Consider the following 17513-nt stretch of genomic DNA (forward strand, 5'->3'; position numbering starts at 1 on the left):
CGACTCCAATTATAAGGCGTCTTCGCCTCTCTCCCCCGTCCTTATCCTTATAACCTCTTCCATAGGCAATATAAAGATTTTGCCGTCTCCGATCTTACCGGTCTTGGCACTGTCCATTATTGCATCTATGACCTTCGACACCATGTCGTCGGACACAACGATCTCGAGCTTTATCTTGGGTAGAAAGTCTATTACATACTCGGCACCCCTGTAAAGCTCCGTATGACCCTTCTGTCTTCCGAAACCTTTTACTTCAGTAACCGTGAGACCCTGGACCCCTATTTCCTTGAGGGATTCCTTTACATCGTCGAGCTTGAAAGGCTTAATAATCGCTTCTACTTTTTTCATGAGATATTCCTCCTTCCCATGGCAGTGATGCAAACAACATACCACTTATCAAAAACCTTTTCAATCAATGATTTTAAGGGTTTATATCAAAAGTTTCAGGATTTGGCTGCCCAATATTTAAGCAAATGATGCCAAAAATTAAACATTGACGGCAAGGAACGAACCGACGACGTGGCATAGCGAACGGCGCCCGGTCCGAAGGGCTAAGGGAAGAGGCGCCTGTCCCGGGAAGACCGGAAGGCAAACCCAACTCCTCCCGGCCGGCCGTCACGCCCCCGGACGGCAGCCGTCGCCGGGGGCGCTTGAGACTCCATCCCCCCGGATGCCCCGTGCGGAACGCCGGGTTTACCCCAGGTATTTGTATCTCATCACGGGTGCGCACAAATTTCCTCAAATGACGTTTTTTGTCACGGAAAATGAAGATTCTAACCTCCCCGTTACCGATCAAATAGCCAGTGTTCATTGACGCTTATCCTTATAAACCACAATGGCATGATATTTGCTCACCATAATGTATATGGAACTGCAACTGGCGAAATTGCTGGTCGGGGAGGGTCTGGTCGGCATAGACCAGATACGCGAAGCTGTGGAGGAACAGCGGAGCTCGGGCTCCGGGCTGGGCGATTCGCTGGTCAGGCTGGGGCACATATCTGAAACCGATCTTCTCGAATCCATGGGGAAATACTTCGGCATACCAGTTATGGATCTGGACAGCCGCTCCATAGAGCCCGAGGTGCTGAAGCTCATTCCAAGGGGTACGGCGGCCGAGCAGCGCCTCATACCCGTAAGCCTCGTCGGCGCCGATCTGATAGTAGCCGTGAGCGATCCTTCGAATATCCTTCTCCTGGATGACCTCGGGTTTATCACTGGCAAGCATATCGTTCCGGTTATTGCATCCGAGCGTGCGATAACGGCCAGGATCGCCGAACATTACGGCGATAGCGACGGACGCGAGCCCGAGGGCCCGGGAAAGTTACCGAGGACAGGGAAGGCGCGCGCCGTGGAAGACATAGTACGTGAGCTCGAAGAATTCACCGGCAAGAAAACTACAGTAGCCGACGGTGAAATCGCCGACGAACCCGACGAACCGGATTCTGTCACGGCCGGGGAGGCTTTGTCCGGTGAGCTCAAATCCAAAGAGGGAGAAAACAGCGCTGTTATCGACAAAGCGGTTTTCGATTTGACCGGCTCGGGGTCCGGGGACGTTTCCGGAGATTTCCCCGAAACCAAGACCGAGCCCGCCGGCCGAAGCGCGGTACACGGCCTTACCGGCGAGTCGGCGCCGCGTGAGCTGACCTTTCCCTATAAAGGCGGAAGCCTCGAAGAGCCTGAAGGAGAATCCGGCGCTAGCATAGCCGAAGTAGACGGGAACGGCGCGGCGGGCAATATCCTCTTCGAAGAAGAAGTCACCCTTTCTCCTGTTCCGGAAATACCGAACGAAAATTTTATAGAAGGCCAGGATGTGAATGATACCGGCGATCAGCCGGCGGACGGCTCCGAAGACGAAGAGGCGACACTTGCCGAGACAGTCGCTCGGCCCGGTGACGAGACGGCAAGAAGCGCCCCCGAAACGAGACTGCCCAAAGGGTCCGTCCTCATAGTCGACCACAGCCCCACGATAAGGAGGGTGGTCGCGCTTGCGCTCGAAAGGGAGGGCTACAAGGTTTACGCCGCCGGCGACGGCATGCAGGCCCTCGCGGCTCTTAACGACATAACGCCGGGCCTTATACTGGTGGATATAAACCTGCCCCACATGGACGGCTACCAGCTTTGCAAGGTGATAAAGGGGCACGGCCTCACGAGAGACATACCCGTCGTGATGATGTCCGGGAAGCTCGGGATGATGGACAAGATGAAGGGCAAGATGGCAGGCGCAAGCGACTATATAACAAAACCGTTCGCAGCCGGCGACATCATAGGCGCCGCGGAGAAATATCTGAGCTAAGAGATGCGTAAATTCTTCGTCGTGGACAGTAACGGTGAATACGCCGGTCCTGAGACCAGCGCAGAAAATGCCGAGATCGAAGTCTCCGGCAACGATTCGGCGATCGAGTCCGGGCTCGTACTCCTTCTTTCCGAGATTGCGCGCCACGCGGAGGAGATTAACGAGCTCGGAAACAAGAACCCAGTGGAAGTTCTCAGGAGCCTTTCGGAAGTGGTCAACCGTACGGCCGAATTCGCCCTGGCGGCCGGGATTGCGGAGAGTGGAAGCACGATCCTCGCCGAGGCTTTGTCGAAATCCTCACCGGCGGTCCCCGAGGCCGGACTCCTTCACGTCGATAACGGCAGACTCTCCGTTCAAACCGTCATAAACCTCTACAATGGCTGGACGGGGCCGGAGAGCGAAAAGGGCCTGGTATTCGGCCGTATAGCCCTCTGTCTGGTAGGGATGCTGGAGCACACCTTCGGCTTGATAATCACGGCCTTCTCTTCCGCGAAGATAGCCGACGAATGGTCAGACGCCTTTACCGTATGCACGGGCGAGCTCTCATACGCCGTCAAGAACGTTAAATTCTGATTCCCTCCGAATTTATTATTCGACGCTCCTTTGCAAACCTTGTCCTGAAGACGGGACCGAAATACTCCTCCGAGAGGTGCTTTATTCTCGCCATGATTTATAATAATCTCCCTCGGGACAAGGGCCGCCCCCGCGAAATCGCTCGCGGACGGGAGCGATTTCGTCCCGGAATGCAGTCCTCACGCTGAACAGAACCTAAATTCCGAACGGGAGGTTATAACCATGCCGGTTGAGAAAAATGTTTTTGGAGAGGAGCTTCAGCCGTGCTCCACGTCACCCATGACGGGATTCTACCGGGACGGGTGCTGCAGGACCGGCCCCGAAGACCTCGGTCTTCACGTAGTCTGTACCGAGGTAACAGAAAGCTTTCTCGAATTTTCGAAGGCACGGGGAAACGACCTCACCACCCCGAACGCGGATTACGACTTCCCGGGCCTCAAGCCCGGAGACAGGTGGTGCATATGCGCCCTCAGATGGAGGGAGGCCCTCGAAGACGGCTTCGCCCCACCGGTGATACTCGCGTCGACGCACGAGTCGGTGCTCGAGGTGGTTTCACTCGAAGACCTGAAGAAATACGCTCTCGACCTCGCCTGAGGGGATGCTACGTGCAGCCCGCGGACGGGGAGCCGCCCCGGGTAGGATTACTTTTAACATGACCGGAAAAACGGATTGGGAGCTCGAAGAAAGAATTGACGGCATCTTCGGCGATATAGTCATGCCGGTCCTCGACGAGCTCATAGGAGAATACGACGGCACGGGTGGCTACGGGGCGAAATACGTAACCGACAGCCCGCTGATTACAGGCCTCGGCAGATACGTCTCGATCATGATCTCCCACCCCGGCGGAGTCGAGATGATAATCTGCGTCTACTGGGTGAAGGGAAGCATGAGGCTCGTCGCCGAGAATATACGCATGGTGACCCTCTCGAAGACGTTCGACATTTTCTCTGTAACGAAAGAGCTCCTCGGAAAGCAGGTCAGATTTCTGGGCGGCCTCGAAAGGTAAAGGAACGCAGGACAGGAAATCGTCCGCTACGGAAGATCACTTCTATTCCCCGGTGTCCGTCGAATCTATCCTGACGAGCACTCGCCTGGGCTCGATGTTTTCAAGAGAGATGTCCTTCGGGAATTTAAGGCTCGATTCCGATATATCGACGGTCTTCAGTCCCTTCCTCGCCTCGGGGATCTTGAGGAATATCTCGACCTCTTTTTCGTTGAAGAAATAAAAGGCCCTCCTCGGCCCGAGGAAGGTGACCTTCACCCTGTCCGGTTTTATATCTTCCACGGTTAGCTCTGCAGGGAGCGTCGTATATTTCACCGGCACGCTGTAGGTCCTGTAGACGAGCTTCGACTCGTGAACGAAAACGAACCAGAGGGCTATAGCCATGAAGACGGCTATCGCCTTTTCCCTGAAGTTCCTCGTGAAGAAGCTAAAGAAGTGACGCCTTTTCTTTATGGGGTTTACTTCGCTGTAAAATTTTTCGAGTATCAGTCCAAGCTGCTCCGGGCCGACCTCTCTCAGCTCGCCGTTTCTCGCGACGGAGATCGTCCCCCTCTCCTCCGATACCACCAGACACAGTGCGTCATTCACCTCCGAAAGCCCCAGGGCAGCGGCATGACGCGTGCCCCTGTTCACGAGCGCGGTGAAGTTTTTCGAAAGAGGCAGGTGGCACGAGAATTTAACGACCATGCCTTTATCCACGATTATCGCCCCGTCGTGCCCGATAGAGTGCGGGTCGAGAAGGCTCTTTAAAAGCGGCTCGCTCAGCTTCCCGCCGAGCGCGGTCCCGCCTTCGACCGCACTCTCGACCGACGTTTTGGCCGGGAGGATCACCAGCGCGCCTATCCTTTCTTTCGAAAGGTCGGTGAGTGTTCTTACGAGTATGTCTATCTCTTCGCGGACAGACCCCTTGTATCGTTCGATTGCAAGCTGCGGGCTCAGGCTCCATAGGGCTATCTGCTCCAGGAACTGCCGTATCTCTTCCTGGAATATGATTATGAGCGCTATGAATATGACGGCGAAAAAGGTCTGGAGGACGGACGTCGTGAGAACTAGGTTGAACTGGCGCGCGAGGAGGTACACGACGCTCATGATGATTATGCCCGTCAGGACAAACCTCGCCTTGGTCTTGTTAAAAAGCGCGAGTATGGCGTATATGAAGAGCGACATAAACGCTATGTCGAACAGCCCCGGTACGCCGATCTCTTTTAAGATGTCGCTAATGAACTGCGTGGGATTCAACTCTTTAGACCCTTCGGGTTATTATAGCAGATGGCCGGTCCGTTTACAGTAATTTATACGATTCCCATATATGTCCGGCCTTATTGAGACCCATCTATATAACAAAGCGCCCCACGTAATCATCCGACCAGAATGAGCCTTAGGTCCATCACGTTGGTATTGGTGGGCCCGGTTATGATGAGGTCCCCGAGGGGCGAGAAGAAATTGTACGAATCATTTTTTGAAAGGCTGGCCTTGGGGTTGAGCCCGAGCGCCTCCGCCCTCTTTACAGTGCTCCCGTCCGCTATCGCGCCGGCGGCGTCCGTGGGCCCGTCGGTGCCGTCGGTGCCCCCGCTCAGAATGACAGCGTTATCGAGCCCGTCTATCTCTATCGCCGCCGCGAGGGCGAATTCCTGGTTTCTCCCTCCGAGTCCCGGCCCGTCTATGGTGACGGTCGTCTCTCCCCCCGACACTATGCACGCGGGCGGCCCGAGCGGATTCCCCGAGCGCAGGATCTCTCTCGCTATGGCGCCGTGAACCTTAGCGACCTCCTCCGTCTCGCCGTGTATATAGGTCGATAATAGAATGCTCTTGTACCCGAGCTCGGCCGCTTTCTCCTTCGCCGCCAACGCGGATAGAATGTTGCTCCCGACGATTACGTTCTGCGTTTTGAGGAACGCCAGGTCGCCGGGCTTCGGAGTCTCCTCCGCCTCGCCTTTTATTCCCTTATCTATGTACGCTTCGACGGAGGCGGGAATCTTCCCGCGAAGCGCATACTTGTCTATTGCCTCCCTGCATCCTTCGAACGTAACGCTGTCGGGGACAGTCGGCCCCGAGGCTATAGTGTCCAGGTCGTCCCCTATAACGTCCGAGAGTATCAGCGAGACGAGTGTAGACGGATACGCGAGCCGGGCGAGCCGGCCGCCTTTTACCGCGGAGACGTGTTTTCTGAGGGCGTTTATCTCGTGAATCGTCGCCCCGCATTCGAGAAGGGCCCTGGTCAGCCCCTGCTTGTCGGCGAGCGTGAGCCCCTCGGCGGGCATCGGAAGGAGGGCCGAGCCCCCGCCGGATATGAGACATATGACGAGATCGCGCTCTCCGGCGCCCTTAAGGAGATCGATAATCTCTCTCGTCCCGCTAAGCCCCGCGTCGTCCGGGAGAGGATGCCCGGCCTCGTTGATCCTGATTTTGCGGAGGGGCGCAACGTGGCCGTACTTCACGTTTACTATGCCACGCACGAGCCTCTCGCCGAGCACGTCCTCGACGGCCGACGCCATCGACGCCGCGGCCTTGCCCATGCCTATGGCGTATACGTCGTCGAACGAAGAGAGGTCGTACTTCACTCCAGCGACGTCCAGCACGTCGCCCGTCCGGCCGAGGTGGTTTAGAACGGCGGTCACAGGGTCGGCGGCCTTGACGCCGGCCTCGAATATAGAAATCGCATCTTTTCTGAGCTTGCCCGGGTTCACCGGTCCAAGTATAACGACCTGAGGCGGGGCGAACAAGCATATTTCGATCCGGAAGTCCCGGTTACAGGTCACTGAACCGGGGGAGTTTCCTCAGTGCGTCGAGTATCTCGCCCTCAAGCGTATTCCGGTTGATGAGGTTCATTTTGAAGAGCTCCGCATCCTCCCGTGCCTTCACCTTTCCCTTGATGCCTCCGTCCGTATGGGCGATGGTCGCTATAACCGGATTCACCCCGTCGAGTATCTCCTGCACCTTTTTAACGAATTTCGGAGACAGGCATTCCATCTTTCCTATCTCGTCGATGATGACCGGGCTTTCGGGCGAGGCCGTTATGTGAAGAGCGTCGAGAAAGTCCTCGAAGGCGTCCACGTCCACCCTGTACCTTCCGATTTTGTGCGGGCTGTCGTTAATTACGTGGGCGAGGATTATACTCTCACCGCCGAGGCCCCGGAGATGAAACCCCTTCCTCTCCCCGTCCTGGAGTATCTCCTCCGTGTAAAACCCCTGGGGATTATACGGCGACAGCCTCACGGCGAGCTTTTTGACGAGCGTCGTTTTCCCGATCCCGGGAAGGCCCGATATGAGAAAGTTCTTCTTCGCTTTTCCCATTCGCGGTTTTCGGCGTGCGCGGTGTTTTCGGGGGAGTGGTGAAGTTGCGGGGGGCGGGGGTTGGTAAATGACGCCCGCTTCGGAAGCGGCGTCTCAGGAGCTCAGTCTCTCGCAGGATTCCCTTATTATTTCCACCGCTTTACTGGCCTCCTCAAGGGTGTTCTCAACCGAAAAGCTGAATCTCACGCTCGAATAGGCCTCTTCTTCGGTGAGCCCCATCGCAGAGAGGATGTGGGACGGTGCGACTTCGAAGTTCGTGCAGGCCGAGCTTTGGGAGCACCTTAGCCCCGCGGCGTCGAGCTCGGCTATGAGCCTCCTGCCGTCGATTCCTTTAAAAAGTATGTTGGTGGTATTTGATATGCGGCTGTGCGTGTCGCCGTTGACGCTGGTGCCCGGGATGAAATCGAGTATACGGGCCTCGAAACCGTCCCTGAGCTCCCTCATGTACGCGATGTCCCGTTCGAGGTTCGCCTTTCTTATTTCGGCGGCCTTCCCGAACCCCGCTATGCCGGGGAGGTTCTCCGTTCCGGGCCGAAAGCCCTCCTCCTGGAAGCCGCCGAAGAATATAGGCGCAAGCATGAACCTGTCGCGCGAGTATATCGCGGCCGCGCCCTGGGGGCCGTGGAATTTATGCCCCGTGAACGAGAGAAAGTCTATGGGCATGTCCCTCACGGTCATGTCTATCTTGCCGACGGCCTGCGCCGCGTCCGTATGGAACGGGACTCCATACCTCCGGCACATCTCGCCGATTTCCTCGACAGGCTGTATGACGCCGGTCTCGTTACTCACCCACTGGACGGAAACGAGGGTTGTGTCGTCGTTTATATTCTTTTCGAGTGAGGCGAGGTCCACTATTCCTTTACCGTCGACCTTTACGAACCTTATCTCGACGTCGTTTATGCAGAGGTAGCTGCACATCTTTCGTATCGACGAGTGCTCGATAGTCGTGGTCACGACCCTGCATTTTTTCCCCTTGTTCCGGGTGCAGGAATAAAACGCCATGTTGTTCGATTCCGTCCCCGAGCTGAGGAACGTCACGTTCGAAGGCGGGGCGCCTATCAGGCGGGCGACCCTCCCCCGAGCGGCGGCGAGGTGAGTCCTCGCCCTTTCGCCGGCACCGTGGGCGCTCGAAGGGTTTCCGAATTCCTCACCGAGCATCCTGCATACCTCGTCCCTGACCTCCGGAAGAGGCTTCGTCGTGGCGTTGTTATCGAGATATATCTCCCTTTCCTGCATAACAGGCAGCCTTTTAATTATTATACATTATTTCCCGTATACGTTTCCCGGCGGGGAAGGGAGGCCGGCGGGGGACGTACCCGGGCAAGATCCAGGGGGCGAGACGCCTATACGGTCTGATTTCCGGTTTCGTACTCTTCGGGCGTCATGATGGTTATGCAGGGTCTCTTGTCCGAGCTTTCGACCGGGCCGAGAAGCGACATTAGCTGTACGCTCTTTTCCTCCCCGCCCTTATTGAAAGGAATGGGGAAGTATATGATGTTGGACTTGCTCGTCTGCCTGTGAACCCTTATAAAATAGAGCAGCTTGTCGAGAAGCCCCTTAAGCCTTACCTTCTGGTCCTCGCCTTTCTTCATGCTGTCCTCGTCCGGGACTATCCAGTTGTCCCAGACCTCAGAGGTGATGAATACAGGTATCATGAGGCCGGACTCCTTCGCGGCTTCGGATATGTCTCTTTGTTTGCCCTCGTCGAGGGCCTCCTTCCTTGTCTTTTTCGGGCTGCTCATATGTAGGTATATCTCCTTTTCACCGGCTCTCGGGCACGAGGGCGATTATGCGGAGCGGGCCGCCGCTGCCGTCCTTTATCTTCATGGGCAGCGCGAAGACGAGAGCGCCTTTTGCGGGCAGCTCGTCCAGGTTCGCCACGTTCTCGAAAGCCGGCACGTTATTCTTTGATAGTATACGGTGCGTCTCGAAGAGCTTCGATTGTCCGTAATCGATGCTCGCCGTATCTATGCCCACGGCGTTTATCTTCCGGTTATCGACGAGCCATTTCGCCGCCTCGGGCCCAAGCCCCGGGAAGTGAAGATCCTTTACCGCCTCGGGGCCTTTCTCGTCCGTGCCCATATATTTCGCCCTGTCCGGCCAGTACCTGCCGTACCCTGTATTGAGAAGGACGATAGTGCCTTCCGGTATGACTCCGTTAACCTTTTCCCAGCCGGTAATGTCCTCGACGCTCACGAGATAATCGGGGTTTTTCGTTGCCCGCGCCGACACGTCGATTACCACGGCCGGCCCCGTGAGCCTTTCGAGCGGTATCTCGTCCACCGTCTCCATGCCCTCGGCGAAATGGACCGGGGCGTCTATGTGCGTTCCACCGTGCTCTTCGGCGCTGTATTTCTTGGCTTCGTAGAAATAACCCTTATCCGTCATGCCCTCGAAGACTGTTTCGAGCTTAAACCCCTCGCCCGTCGGCCAGTATATGGTTTCGGACGAGAAGTCGTGCGTGAGATCGACCCACTTGCCCGCGGGCATTTCGGCGGCGTGCAGCCCGACGCTAAAACCGTGGACCAGCAGTAAAACCGCCAACGCCTTCAATACCAGGCGACCGAAGCGACCGCCGGATGTTACGGATTCTTTATACGTTTTCATTCTCCACCTCGCTTATACGAGCTTATGAATTACTGCTGCTTCGGCGCGCCCGGGATATCCGCGTCCAGAAAATTCTCCGTTTTCGGGAGCGATATCTGAAGGTCGTCGTTGTAATCGATTTCGATTTTAACCTTCCCCGCCCTGCAGTCGAGGACGTGCCCGCCGGCCTTCTTGTCCGCCGTCAGAAAATGAAAGTGAAAGCCCGCCGCGTTTACACCCGACAGGTATTCGGGGAACCAGTAGCCCGCTATAGTTCCCTCGGCATTTTCGAGCTCGAACACGGACTCCTTTTTCACGACCTCGGCCAGGGGCGGGTAAGGCTCGGACTGTTTCGGCACGCTCCTCGTTTTTATGGACTCGAACCTGCCGTCGATTTTTATAGCGTAGAAGATATTGTCCGAGGGCAGGAGCTCCAGGATATATTTTTCGAGCTCGCCGCACCCCAGCGGCCCGTCGATTGAAACCGTCCTGTCCGGCTCGAAGAACGTAACGACGGCGAAGGGCGTGACTGCGCCGTCCGGTACTTCGTGGGCCTTGCCGTCGGACGTAACCTGGTAGAACTTCCCCCCGAATCCGACCATCTCGCCGTCAAGGCCGTTCAGCGTGCCGAGCCCGAAGTCGCCCTGACTTTTCAGCTCGGCGAATGTCGTGTTCCCTTCGTACACCCCTTCCATGAGAGCGCTCAGAGTCGATGTCTGGAATACCGTCTCGGCTTTATCCCGGGCGTGAAGGGAAGCGCCGGGAAGCAAGCACAGCACAGCCAGAATGAATGCGTTAATGAGTTTCATCGATTTTTGCCTTCCATCGATTCCAGCAGTTTCGCGTATTCCTTTTCGGTGACGATGTCCCGGGTCGATTCGACGCGGTCGAGAAACAGTATGCCGTCCAGGTGGTCGAGCTCGTGCTGGAACACCCTGGCGACAAAGTCACTGAATTCCTTTTCCTCGTTTTTTCCGTCCCTCGTCGTGTATCTGGCGCGGACGGTCTTCGCGCGCGGGACGAGCCCCCTTATCCCCGGGATGCTGAGGCAGCCCTCCCAGCCCTTGACCGTCTCTTCCGACTTCGAGATGATCTCGGGGTTTATTATCGCCGTCGGCTCGAGCCCGGGCGCGTCGGGATACCTGACGCTGGGATGGGACGATATAATAAATACCCTCCCGGTATTTCCGACCTGCGGCGCGGCGATGCCGACGCCGTTTGCGTGATACGCCGTTTCGATGAGGTCGTCTATGAGAGCCTGCACGGCGGGGTCGGTAACGTCCTCGACCTCGCGCGCCCTTTCCCGGAGGACGGGATTCCCGAGCTCCGTAATTTCGAGCACCTTTCCTCTTTTCTCGTTTTCCATATGAATCTCTTTCCCGCCCTTTAAAAGGATTCTTAATTTTACCAAATATCCCCCGGAAATTATAATTAGCCAAGAGAGGAGATATTCCGTGAAATATATCCGAAGGAGAATCGTCATTGGGTGGAATAAGACTTATAGAGAATCTCGCGCGGTATGAAGAGCGGACGGCTATTGTAGACGCGGACGGCGAGTATACGTACGGGAGGCTGCTCTCGGCTTCGACGGCGGTGGCGTCGCGCCTACTCGAAGCCGGGGGCGCAGACGACCTCGGCGAAAAACGAGTCGCCTTTATCGTAAGTCCGGGGTTCGATTATCCGGCGATTCTCCTCGGGATATGGAGGGCCGGCGGCATAGCCGTGCCCCTCTGCGTGTCTCATCCGGACCCCGAGCTCGAATACGTGATAAAGGACAGCGGGGCAGGGTTCGTAATCGCCGGCAAGGAATTCGCCGGCAGGCTCGAAAGGATTTCCGCGGCGCTGGGTGCGGACTTTTTACTTTCCGGGGATGTCATCAAAAGTAACGCCGGGCCTCTGCCGGTGCTCGACGAAAGCCGCCGTGCGATGATCATATACACGAGCGGGACGACGAGCAGGCCCAAGGGAGTCGTCACGACGCATGCGAATATAAGGCACCAGATCACATCCCTCGTCGGCGCGTGGGGCTGGACGAAGGACGACTCCATACTCAACCCTCTACCGCTTCACCACCTCCACGGGATACTGAACGTCCTTCTCTGCGCCCTCTGGTCCGGGGCGAAGTGCGAGCTTCTCGCGAAGTTCGACGCCGCGGCAGTGTGGGAGAAATTCACGAGGAACGGTTACACAGTGTTCATGGCCGTGCCGACGATATACACGAGGCTCATCCGCGCGCGGGACGAAGCGCCGCCCGGCGAAAGGAAGGAGATGTCCGAAGCCGCACGGAGAATGAGGCTCATGGTGTCGGGCTCCGCAGCCCTTCCCGTGGGGACGCTCCACAAATGGGAGGAGATAACGGGACACGTCCTCCTCGAAAGGTACGGGATGACCGAAATAGGCATGGCGCTCTCGAACCCGCTAGCTGGCAAACGGATGCCCGGAAAGGTCGGAGCACCGCTTCCAGGGGTCGAGGTCGCACTAATCGACGAAGAGGGCGGAATCCTCTCGGGGCCGGCGGAGGGGGAAATCATAGTAAGGGGCCCGAATGTTTTTCTCGAATACTGGCAGAGACCGGGCGAGACCTCCGGGTCCTTTATCCAGGACGGATGGTTCAGGACCGGGGATGCAGCCGAGCGGGACCGGGAAGGGATTTACAGGATACTCGGACGAAAGTCCGTCGATATAATAAAGAGCGGCGGATACAAAATATCGGCGCTCGAAATCGAAGAGGTGCTGAGGAAGCATCCATCCATCGCTGACTGCGCCGTCGTCGGCGTCCCGGACGAGGAGTGGGGCGAGCGGGTCTCTGCGGCGCTCGTGCCCTCGGGCGGGGACGAACCGGCTGGCGATACGCTAAGGGAATGGTGCAGGGAGAGGCTCGCGCCCTATAAAGTCCCGACGCGCTTTCTCACGGTGAAGGAGCTCCCGCGAAACCAGATGGGCAAGGTCGTAAAGCCCGACGTCTGCGCCCTGTTTACCGGGGAAATGAAAACCCGCGCTGAATCCGGCGGAGCTAAACAATGAGCACGGTCGTATCCGTCATGGACGAGGACTCATGGGACGCCCGGACCGACAACATAGCCGCAGTCGAACCTTCGGGGTGAGAGAGCATATCGATACAGAAGGATCGTTCTCGGAAGACGGGGACTACGTCGAGACGGCAGGCAAACCGGCTCACTGGAGCGTCGAGTCGTCCGGGCCGCCGCTCGCCGAGGCGGAGGCAGTAATTCTTATATCGTCCCACTTCTGCACAAATGCTTTTAATGACGAGGCGGCCTCGTCGAACCTGCCTTCCCTCAGCAGCCCTATAAACGCCCACGCCTCATCGACCGAACGCTCCCTTTCGAGCGAGTACGGGTTTATCACGGCGCAGAGGTCGCCGTAGTTAAGGACGATGAATCCCGTGGCGTCGTATCCGGAAAGCCAGCTTCTAAGGTCGCGAAGGCTCGCGAGCAGCGTCTTCATGTCGAACCCGTACTCCTTCCCTAGCGTAGCGCCGCCGTTTTCGATAGATTTCGTTATCACCTCGGCGGCATCGTCCAGCCGCTCCATGGACACGCCTATCCGCGCATTGTAATAAAGCGCGTTGAACCCCCAGTGCGTGTAAAGGGTTTCCCTGTCTTCGGCGCCGAACAGGATAAACCATTCGAGCGGAATGAAATTCTCCGAGAAGAAAAGATTCGATTTCGAGCGGAATGGGGCGACGTAATACTTGCCCTCGTCGTCCCTGGTGAAAAAACAATGCTCAAGCTCGTTCTTGTCTATGCCGAGATGTGCCGCTATGGCCTGGACGAAGGATTCGTATTCGTTCCCGAACCACACGCCGAATGGCGACGTGGGGCCTCCCCAGTACTTTTCGTAAAATTCCGCGTACTCCTTCCAGTAATAAGCCTTGTCCGTCATATCGACGGGTTCGTAGACGACCAGCGTGCTCTGGGCCATATGAAAGTAATAAACCATCCGGGATTTAAAATCAATCCGGATCCTGCGCCGAATGCCACAGGCGGACATGGCCCGGCGGGGCGCGTTCACGGTACCGGTCACGTGCCCGTGATTTCGCATAATTCAGTTACCTGAAATGCCGGATCATCCCCTGAATACAGGAGAAATATGGATTGACAAAGGCTCTCTAACCTGCGTAATATCTTGTCATGGCTGATGTATCCATGGACGACATTATAAAGGAAGCGCGGAAAAGAAAGATAGATCTCGGAAGCGACCCGGAAAAGACAATAAAAGTCTGCTCCAGGCTCGGGCTCATCCCCAAACCGAGAAGAAAGAGAGTCACATCGGGCGGCGCGTCGAAGACTATCCTGCTGTTTCCCGAAAAAACCATCGAAAAGCTCGCGCACATAAAGGCGCTCAAGTCCGAAGGGCTCAGCCCCGAGGAGATAAGGGACAGCTTCGCTCTGGAGTACGTCCAGGGCGCCCTGAAAGACCTTCTCAACAACGCCGACGACGACAAGGTCAAGGAGCTCGCGAACATCATCAGCAGGGAGAAGGAGCTCGAATCGATAGTTGAGGCCCCGCTCGTTTATCTCATCGAAGGAATGTCGCCGGACGAGGCCAAGAAGCTCCTGACCCTCTTCTGCGGGGTCGGTTTTTACGCCCTCATCGAGGCCCAGAAGCTCCTCGAGGAATTCAAGTTCAACGACGCGAGGCGTGCGCTTTTCAGGGCGATATTCTACAATTCGATTGCGGTTCTGAGGCTTGCCAGGACGACAGGCGACACCAAGCTCGAAGCCACTGCGTTCGAGTTCTACGAAAAGACCGTGATAGAGCCCATAGGGAAGGCGAGCGAGCGCGTCAGAAAGGAATTCATAAACTCGTTCGAGAAGTATCTCAAGGACAAGGGCCTTACGAACTGACCCGATAGCTAGGCCGTACCGTCCCCGAGCTTCCCGCTTATGTGCCGTGACATCTCGCCCACCGATTCGAAAAACTCGGGCGTGATTTCCCCCTCGTCGAGCCTCACGCGGAACTCCTGCTCGAGCGCGACCAGGAGCTCAAGGCGCGCGACCGAATCTATACCCACACCGAGCTCTATAAGCGGAAAATCGTCGTCTATATTTTCCGTGATCACCCCTTGCGGCAGGCTCGCTTCGAGCACCTTTCTCACCCTTCCGGAAACGTCATTCATGCGCTTCACCTTTTAAAGCTACTTTAGCTGTTCCTTCAGAACCTTTCCCGCGGGGCTCCTCGGGAGGGCATCCCTGAATTCTATATTGAGAGGAATCTTGTAATCCGCGAGCCTCCCCCTGCAGTGTGCGGCCACCTCGCCCGCCGTAACGGGCCTATCTGAAACGAGGACGGCCTTCACGTGCTCCTTTCCGCTTTTGTCCTCGACCCCGAGAACGGCCGCCTCGGTAATCCCCGGCATACCCAAAAGAACGTTCTCGACCTCGGCCGGGTCCACCTTGTACCCGCCGGCGTTTATGAAAAATTTTCTGCGCCCGGTTATATAAATGTATCCCTCGGCGTCTATCCTTCCGAGGTCCCCGGTGAAATAGTACCCGTTCCTGAAAACCTTCTCCGTCTCCCCGGGAAGACCGTCGTAGCCCCGCGTCATGGAAGGGCTCCTTACGGCGAGCTCCCCCTCGTCGCCGGTTTCGAGCTCCTCCCCGCCGTCACCGAAGACCTTTACAGTCACCCGGTTCACGGGCTTTCCGACGGACGCCGCCCTCTTCTCTATGTCTTCGGCGAGGTTTATGGATATGACACCCGTCTCCGTCGAGCCGTAGAGCTGGCGGGGATATATTGCAAATCTCTCGTGGAATTTTTTGAACGTCTCGTGCCTTAACGGAGCGCCCGCCGAGATTACGAGCCTGAGAGAGGAGAGGTCCTTCTCCTCGGGCGTGAACGTTCCGGCCAACGCGTCCAGCATAACGGGGACGGCGGGGAAAATCGTCACGGCCTCGCTTTCCAGCACGTCGAGGGCCCCGTTCCTGTTGAACTGCTCCAGCATTATCGAGGCCGCGCCGCCCCGGACGGAGCTTATGAAATTCCCGAACGCATACGTGTGCGAAAGGGGGACGACGAAAAGCACCCTGTCCTTATCCCCGAAACCGGCGGTGTCGGAATGGTTTTGGGCGAGGGCCGCGAGATTCCGGTGCGTCCGCGCCACCCTCTTGGGCTTTCCCGTCGAGCCCGTGGAGTAGAGGTATATAGCATCGGCATCGGGTTCGACCTCGGCCGGCGCGCGGCGCCCCGCTTCGGCCGCTCCGGAAACCCAGTCCGCCCCCTCACCGCGAATAACCGAAACGCCGGCCCCCGGTTCCGAAACGGCCCTTCCGGCAGTCTCTCTTAAGGCGGCGTCCGTTAAAAGCACCAGCGCCCCCGAATCCGTCACGTAAAACCTTATCTCGTCTTCCTTGCAGAGACTGTTTATGGGCACAGACACGGCGCCCAGCGAGGCCGAGGCGTAAAAGGCGACGGCGAATTCGATTGAGTTAGGAAGGAGTATCGCTACCTTGTCCCCCATTCCTACCCCGTGCTCGGCCAGGAACGAGGCCAGGGACTTCACGGACCCGCCGAATTCGGCGTAGGTAAGCGTCCTCTCGCCGTCTATGATCGCGGGCCGTTCGCCGAACCTGTCCACGCTATCGAGAAATATGTCGTTCATAGTCCTCATGATCCGCCCCGCCTATGGAAACATCCCCTGAAAACCCAGGGCTTCCGTTTCGGGGAATCCGAGCATCAGGTTCATATTCTGCACCGCCTGGCCGGACGCCCCCTTTACGAGATTGTCGAGAGACACGACCGTTAACGCAACGTCCCCATTTATCGTAGCCCCTATACTGCACGAGTTGCTATACCTGGTGTCCTTGATGTCGGGGAGCTTCCCTTCGGGGCATATGCGGACGAAGGGCTCGTCCCTGTAGAAGTCCCCGAATGCTTTCAGGACACTCGCCGTATCGGCTTCTGATTTCAGCCTCGTGTATATAGTCGTCAATATGCCCCGGTTTACGGGGATATTGTGCGGGACGAAAGTAACGCCGGCTTTCCTTCCTGTAACGGAAGAGAGCACATCCTCCATCTCGGGCCCCTGGTGCGAGGCGGCGCCGGGGTTAAGCCGCGCGTTTTCGTTCGATTCGGGAAAGTGATGGTCGAGCGAAGGCGCCCTGCCCGCCCCGGACTCGCCCGATTTTGCGTCCGCTATTATGGAGGTTTCGTCTACTAGGCCTTCCCCGAGAAGGGGCATTACCCCTAGCACGACGCCCGTCGCGTAGCACCCGGGATTCGCCACGAGACGCGCGCCGCGAATATCGTCCCTGAATATTTCGGGGATGCCGTAAACGGCATCGTCAATATGCTGCGGCAGCCTGTGCTTCGCCTTGTAAAGGCGCTCGTAAAGGGCGGCGTCCTTGAACCTGAAGTCGGCGCTGAAATCTATCACCCGGGCCCCTTCGTCGAGGAGCCTCCCTGTAAAATGCATCGCTGTCCCGTGCGGGAGGCATGAGAAAACGAGATCCACTTCGGGCAGGGTCTTAAACGAAGCGACGCTCCGGCATTCGAGCTCGCAAAACCCCCTCAGCCCGGGAAAGACGTCGCTGATTTTCCGGCCCGCGAACTTTTCGGAAGTCAGCCACTCGACCGACACCCCGGGATGTCCGAGGAGGATCCTCAGGAGCTCCGCCCCGGTATAGCCTGTCGCACCGAGAATGCCGACGCTTTTTTTAGTCAACACGCCACCCCTCGCGAGGAGATATCCCCCGACGGCGAGTTACAAGCCGTCTGTCCTACATCCTATACTATAGTTAATAG

Annotated in this window: 19 protein-coding genes; 6 read left to right on the plus strand and 13 right to left on the minus strand. The window is 57.2% G+C overall.

Going from position 1 to position 17513, the window contains the following annotated elements:
* Window positions 1-9 precede the first annotated feature (9 nt).
* Complete coding sequence (locus PKC29_07525) at window positions 10-348, minus strand: P-II family nitrogen regulator (protein HML95265.1); 339 nt, start codon at window positions 346-348, stop codon at window positions 10-12.
* 511 nt (window positions 349-859) lie between these two features.
* On the opposite strand from PKC29_07525, the gene PKC29_07530 reads away from it, so the two are divergent.
* The 4 genes from PKC29_07530 to PKC29_07545 all read left to right on the plus strand — a co-directional run bounded on the left by PKC29_07530 (window position 860) and on the right by PKC29_07545 (window position 3872).
* Window positions 860-2293 carry a response regulator gene (locus PKC29_07530; GenBank protein ID HML95266.1) on the plus strand — a complete coding sequence of 478 codons (1434 nt, stop codon included), beginning with the start codon at window positions 860-862 and terminating at the stop codon, window positions 2291-2293.
* A 3-nt stretch (window positions 2294-2296) separates the two neighbouring features.
* The gene (locus tag PKC29_07535; protein HML95267.1) at window positions 2297-2866 is read left to right on the plus strand and encodes a hypothetical protein; all 570 of its coding nucleotides are present in this window, start codon (window positions 2297-2299) and stop codon (window positions 2864-2866) included.
* 222 nt (window positions 2867-3088) lie between these two features.
* The gene (locus PKC29_07540; GenBank protein HML95268.1) at window positions 3089-3460 is read left to right on the plus strand and encodes a DUF2237 domain-containing protein; all 372 of its coding nucleotides are present in this window, start codon (window positions 3089-3091) and stop codon (window positions 3458-3460) included.
* A 58-nt stretch (window positions 3461-3518) separates the two neighbouring features.
* Complete coding sequence (locus tag PKC29_07545) at window positions 3519-3872, plus strand: hypothetical protein (protein ID HML95269.1); 354 nt, start codon at window positions 3519-3521, stop codon at window positions 3870-3872.
* A gap of 42 nt (window positions 3873-3914) precedes the next feature.
* Here the strand turns inward: PKC29_07545 and PKC29_07550 are convergent, their stop codons facing one another.
* From PKC29_07550 to def, 8 genes are all read right to left on the minus strand, one after another.
* Entirely contained in the window at window positions 3915-5108 is a 1194-nt protein-coding gene (locus PKC29_07550) for a diadenylate cyclase (GenBank protein HML95270.1), read from the minus strand.
* Between the two features lie 119 nt (window positions 5109-5227).
* Complete coding sequence (locus PKC29_07555; protein ID HML95271.1) at window positions 5228-6592, minus strand: glycerate kinase; 1365 nt, start codon at window positions 6590-6592, stop codon at window positions 5228-5230.
* 25 nt (window positions 6593-6617) lie between these two features.
* On the minus strand, window positions 6618-7163 hold the full coding sequence (locus tag PKC29_07560; protein ID HML95272.1) for a nucleoside-triphosphatase: 546 nt from the start codon (window positions 7161-7163) through the stop codon (window positions 6618-6620).
* 93 nt (window positions 7164-7256) lie between these two features.
* Complete coding sequence (locus PKC29_07565) at window positions 7257-8399, minus strand: cysteine desulfurase family protein (GenBank protein ID HML95273.1); 1143 nt, start codon at window positions 8397-8399, stop codon at window positions 7257-7259.
* Between the two features lie 107 nt (window positions 8400-8506).
* Window positions 8507-8905 carry a hypothetical protein gene (locus PKC29_07570; protein HML95274.1) on the minus strand — a complete coding sequence of 133 codons (399 nt, stop codon included), beginning with the start codon at window positions 8903-8905 and terminating at the stop codon, window positions 8507-8509.
* A 19-nt stretch (window positions 8906-8924) separates the two neighbouring features.
* A complete protein-coding gene (locus tag PKC29_07575) occupies window positions 8925-9653 on the minus strand; it encodes a cyclase family protein (GenBank protein ID HML95275.1) in 729 nt (242 codons plus the stop codon).
* Window positions 9654-9799: 146 nt separating this feature from the next.
* On the minus strand, window positions 9800-10558 hold the full coding sequence (budA, locus tag PKC29_07580; protein ID HML95276.1) for an acetolactate decarboxylase: 759 nt from the start codon (window positions 10556-10558) through the stop codon (window positions 9800-9802).
* Complete coding sequence (gene def, locus PKC29_07585; protein HML95277.1) at window positions 10555-11115, minus strand: peptide deformylase; 561 nt, start codon at window positions 11113-11115, stop codon at window positions 10555-10557. Before def ends, budA begins: the two co-directional genes overlap by 4 nt.
* Window positions 11116-11240: 125 nt before the next feature.
* Between def and PKC29_07590 the strand changes: the two genes are divergently transcribed.
* Window positions 11241-12773 (plus strand): acyl-CoA synthetase, encoded by a 1533-nt coding sequence (locus tag PKC29_07590; GenBank protein ID HML95278.1) that lies wholly within the window; start codon window positions 11241-11243, stop codon window positions 12771-12773.
* A gap of 150 nt (window positions 12774-12923) precedes the next feature.
* Here the strand turns inward: PKC29_07590 and PKC29_07595 are convergent, their stop codons facing one another.
* Window positions 12924-13691, minus strand: a complete 768-nt coding sequence (locus PKC29_07595) for a hypothetical protein (GenBank protein ID HML95279.1) — start codon at window positions 13689-13691, stop codon at window positions 12924-12926.
* A 209-nt stretch (window positions 13692-13900) separates the two neighbouring features.
* Here PKC29_07595 and PKC29_07600 point away from each other — a divergent pair, with 209 nt between their 5' ends.
* The gene (locus tag PKC29_07600) at window positions 13901-14617 is read left to right on the plus strand and encodes a hypothetical protein (protein ID HML95280.1); all 717 of its coding nucleotides are present in this window, start codon (window positions 13901-13903) and stop codon (window positions 14615-14617) included.
* An 8-nt stretch (window positions 14618-14625) separates the two neighbouring features.
* Here PKC29_07600 and PKC29_07605 read toward each other — a convergent pair whose 3' ends face one another.
* The 3 genes from PKC29_07605 to argC are packed head-to-tail and all read right to left on the minus strand — an operon-like array spanning window position 14626 to window position 17436.
* Window positions 14626-14889, minus strand: coding sequence for an acyl carrier protein (locus tag PKC29_07605; protein HML95281.1), 264 nt, complete (start codon window positions 14887-14889; stop codon window positions 14626-14628).
* An 18-nt stretch (window positions 14890-14907) separates the two neighbouring features.
* The gene (locus PKC29_07610; protein ID HML95282.1) at window positions 14908-16380 is read right to left on the minus strand and encodes an AMP-binding protein; all 1473 of its coding nucleotides are present in this window, start codon (window positions 16378-16380) and stop codon (window positions 14908-14910) included.
* Between the two features lie 12 nt (window positions 16381-16392).
* Window positions 16393-17436, minus strand: coding sequence for an N-acetyl-gamma-glutamyl-phosphate reductase (gene argC, locus PKC29_07615; GenBank protein ID HML95283.1), 1044 nt, complete (start codon window positions 17434-17436; stop codon window positions 16393-16395).
* Window positions 17437-17513: the final 77 nt, after the last annotated feature.

It is taken from the genome of Thermodesulfobacteriota bacterium (genome assembly GCA_035325995.1).
Classification (GTDB): domain Bacteria; phylum Desulfobacterota_D; class UBA1144; order Nemesobacterales; family UBA2774; genus JADLGH01.